Origin of the sequence: Microcystis sp. M53602_WE12 (assembly GCF_030065455.1) — a bacterium.
GTDB classification, from domain to species: Bacteria; Cyanobacteriota; Cyanobacteriia; order Cyanobacteriales; family Microcystaceae; genus Microcystis; species Microcystis aeruginosa.
The window spans coordinates 1-3,500 of sequence record NZ_JASJFB010000569.1; the positions used below are offsets into that span (position 1 = coordinate 1).

Here is a 3,500-nt window from a genome sequence, read left to right on the forward strand (position 1 = left end):
GCTTAATTATCAAACTGTTGCTAATCTTGAACCGACGAGATTTTTCTTGACTAAAAGTTCCGCAATTTGCACGGCATTTAAAGCCGCACCCTTGCGAATTTGATCGCCGCATAGCCACAATTCTAGACCGTTAGGATGGGAGATATCTTGACGAATGCGTCCCACTAATACTTCATCGCGACCGGTAGCATCAATTGGCATGGGAAAATAATTAGCGTCCCAATCTTCCACTAATTTTACCCCCGGAGCGGACTGAAGAATTTCTCTAGCCTTCACCACAGAAAAAGGCCGACTAAATTCTAGGTTAACCGATTCCGAATGGGCGCGCAGGACGGGAACCCGTACACAGGTGGCACTAACCCGCAGCTCTGGACAAGCAAAAATCTTGCGGGTTTCGTTGACCATTTTCATTTCTTCCTCGCAGTACCCCTGACCATTAATCGGGGTATTGTGGGGAAAAAGATTAAAAGCGAGGGGATAGGGGAAGGAATTAGTGGGAGGTTGTCGATTGTCAAGAATTGCTTGCGCTTGCTGTTTTACCTCCTCCATGGCTCGCGCTCCAGCACCACTAGCGGACTGATAAGTAGAAACTACTACTCGCTCGATCGCCTGTACTTGGTGGAGAGGCCAGATCGCCACTCCTAAAAGAATTGTCGTACAGTTGGGATTAGCGATAATGCCCCGGTGATTGTCCACACTGTCGGGATTGATTTCCGGGACAACCAGAGGCACTTCGGGATTCATGCGAAAAGCGCTGGAGTTATCGATAATCGTCGCACCCGACTCGACAATAGTTTTCGCCCAAACTTTTGAGGTGGCTCCCCCCGCAGAAGCGAGAACGATATCCACGTCCTGAAAAGAGCGCTCGTTTACCGCTTCGATGAGGAGACTTTCGCCCTGAAAATCGAGGGTTTTTCCAGCAGAACGCTCGGAAGCCAGTAATTTTAGACTAGCGAGAGGGAATTGACGACTAGCTAATAACTCTAGTAATTCCGTTCCCACGGCCCCGGTGGCCCCTAAAATAGCGACCCGTACTTTTTGACTCAAATTGTGTAACCTCCTGACGAGTTGGGTGATGATAATGGTCTGAAGAAATCGTTACAGTAAAAAATCTTTTTTGTCCGCCGAGTTATTCTCAAGCTTGGATTGATCGGCTTTTGATCAGCAAAATTTTCTGATTGGGCTTAACTGCCCCAAGGACGGAATAAATTAAATATACCCCATTGACCGCTAAAATAAAAAGATTGTGACAGCTTGGGGAGCAACTGCAGCTATTCCCCTAGAATATCATGAGCGGGACGGATCCACCGCAGGCGTAAACACCGCTCACCCTATTATAAACGTTCCTTGTCGTAAGAGCTAGAAAAATCAATGAAAGTTATTCAGGAAAAGCTTCCTGCCAGTCAGATAGGTTTAGAAATTGAAATTCCCGCCGAAACCACGAAAAACACCCACGAGAAAGTGGTAAATAATTTAGCGAAGTCGGCCAATATACCCGGTTTTCGCCCCGGTAAGGTTCCCCGTCAGATTCTTCTGCAAAGATTGGGAACTAAAGCGGTAAAAGCGGCGGTAATTGAGGAATTAATCGAAAATTGCCTCGAATCTGCCCTAAAACAGGAGGGGATCGAGTCCCTGGGTAATCCCCAGCTATTGTCTCAGTTTGAGGATTTGATCGCTGCCTATGAACCGGGTAAAGCTTTGACTTTTTCAGTTTCCGTGGATGTGGCCCCGACAATTATTCTCGGAGATTACGAAAATCTGAGCGTTACTGCCGAAGAAACCGTTTATGATCCCGAATCCGTGGAAAATTGGTTTAAAGAGCGTCAAGAACAGTTAGCGACATTGGTTCCCGTGGAAGATCGCGGGGCGCAGCTGGGAGATGTGGCGATCGTTGATTATCGGGGAAAATCCGCCGAAACTGGCGAAGATATCCCGGATATTGACGGCGAAGATCTGCGGGTGGATATGGAAGCAGGACGCTTTATCGAGGGGATGGTGGAAGGAATTATCGGCATGAAACCGGAAGAAGTCAAAGAGATGACTTTAACTTTCCCAGAAGATTATCCGAAAGAGGATGTGGCAGCAAAAGCGGTAATCTTTACAATTACGATGAAAGAGTTAAAGGCAAAGGAATTACCAGAGCTTGACGACGATTTTGCCCAAGAAGTCAGCGATCAGGAAACAATCGCCGAATTAAGAGCAAGTTTAGAGAAACGTTTCCAAGAACAAGCGGAGAAGGAAACCAAAGAAAGCATTTATGACGCTTTAACCAAGGAATTGGTCAAGGGTGCGACTTTAGATTTACCGGAGACGCTGATCGAAAAGGAAGTGACGCATATTTTGACCCAAAGCTTCATGGAATTTCAACAAATGGGGCTAGATGTCAACCAGTTGTTTACAAAAGATAATATTCCCAAAATGCGGGAAAACACCCGTCCCGATGCGATCGAAAGTCTGAAAGAGACTCTCGTGGTGCAGGAATTGGCTAAAGTCGCCGGCATTGAAGTCAGTGCCGAAGCGGTAACGGAAAAAATCGCTAAAATCATGGTCCAATTGTCCGATCGCGACATAGATAGGCAGCGTCTGGAACAGGTGATCACCGAAGAAATGCTGGCAGAAAACACCCTGGAATGGCTGAAAGAAAAAGCTACTATCACCCTCGTCCCCAAAGGTTCCCTAGAGGAAGAAACAAGGGAGGATGAGGAAACGGAAGAAACCTTCGCATTCACCGAAGTGGAAGTGTTGGCAGCTGAGGCTGAGGAAGAATAACCGTAAGGAGTTAGCAGTCGTGTTGGGGTGTTGGGGTGTTAGGGTTTTAGGGTGTTGGGGTATTAGTTGAATTCCCCCATTCCCCCATTCCCCCATCTCCTGATAACTGATAACCGATTCCTGCCAACCGGGGGAAACTTAGGGCATAATAGATGGACAGAAGTGCTAAAGATGCTTAACATTGGCCAATAAAAGCTCCACAGCCAAGCAAAACCCCTAAGATTGTGATAGCGGAACCGAAAAAATTATGCTCGAATCGAGATCACCTGACTACCCAATTACCAGTAATTGTCGCCCTGCTATCTACGCCAACACGGGGAGAAACTCCCTAGCTAACGTTTTACCCGTGGTAATCGAACAGTCTGGCATGGGTGAACGGGCTTTTGATATCTATTCTCGACTCTTGCGCGAGAGAATTGTCTTTTTGGGAACTCCCGTCGATGATCAGGCCGCTGATTCGATCGTCGCCCAACTCCTCTACTTGGAGGCAGAAGATCCCGAAAAAGATATCCAACTTTATATCAACTCCCCCGGTGGTTCCGTTTATGCCGGACTAGCTATCTACGACACCATGCAACAAATTCGCCCCGACGTGGCGACAATTTGTTTCGGTTTAGCCGCTAGTATGGGAGCATTCCTGCTTTGTGGCGGCGCAGCAGGTAAACGGATGTCCCTACCCAGTAGCCGGATCATGATTCACCAACCCCTCGGCGGCGCCCAAGGTCAAGCTA

3 protein-coding genes are annotated in these 3,500 nt (G+C 47.6%); 2 read left to right on the forward strand and 1 reads right to left on the reverse strand.

The window, feature by feature from the left end; all coding sequences use genetic code 11:
• Positions 1-9: 9 nt before the first annotated feature.
• Entirely contained in the window at positions 10-1,047 is a 1,038-nt protein-coding gene (locus tag PX482_RS18360) for an aspartate-semialdehyde dehydrogenase (RefSeq protein ID WP_002758599.1), read from the reverse strand.
• Between the two features lie 324 nt (positions 1,048-1,371).
• Between PX482_RS18360 and tig the strand changes: the two genes are divergently transcribed.
• Positions 1,372-2,769: a trigger factor gene (gene tig, locus PX482_RS18365; protein WP_288122809.1), complete on the forward strand. Its 1,398-nt coding sequence runs from the start codon at positions 1,372-1,374 to the stop codon at positions 2,767-2,769.
• A gap of 247 nt (positions 2,770-3,016) precedes the next feature.
• Positions 3,017-3,500 (forward strand): ATP-dependent Clp protease proteolytic subunit (locus PX482_RS18370; RefSeq protein ID WP_288122811.1); only part of this gene is annotated, 484 nt, incomplete at its 3' end.